Below are 273 nucleotides of genomic sequence, written 5' to 3'. Positions count from 1 at the left end.
ATAAGCTGCGTGACGAAGCCATATTCGTTATCGTACCAGGCGACCGTTTTCACCAGTTGTAAATCGCCCACAGCGGTAATTTCCGTTTGCGTGGCATCAAACACCGAACCGAAATGGCTGCCAATGATATCGGAAGAGACTATTTCTTCATCGGTATAACCAAATGACTCGTTATTGGTGGTTGCTTGTTTAAGTGCGTTATTCACCTCTTCGGCAGTCACTTTTTTTCCGAGAATGGACACCAGCTCAGTGACCGAACCTGTTTTCACCGGC

The 273-nt window shown here is 46.9% G+C and carries 1 pseudogene; it reads right to left on the bottom strand.

What is annotated here, in order from left to right:
- Positions 1 to 273 (bottom strand): annotated as a pseudogene (locus VJI94_RS08370) (type I glyceraldehyde-3-phosphate dehydrogenase); the annotation flags it as partial.

The sequence above is a fragment of the Parvimonas sp. D9 genome (assembly GCF_035282565.1).
In the GTDB taxonomy this organism is placed as follows: Bacteria; Bacillota; Clostridia; order Tissierellales; family Peptoniphilaceae; genus Parvimonas; species Parvimonas micra.
The sequence above is the reverse complement of the archived record's forward strand: the minus strand, read 5'-3'. Positions and strand labels throughout refer to the sequence as shown.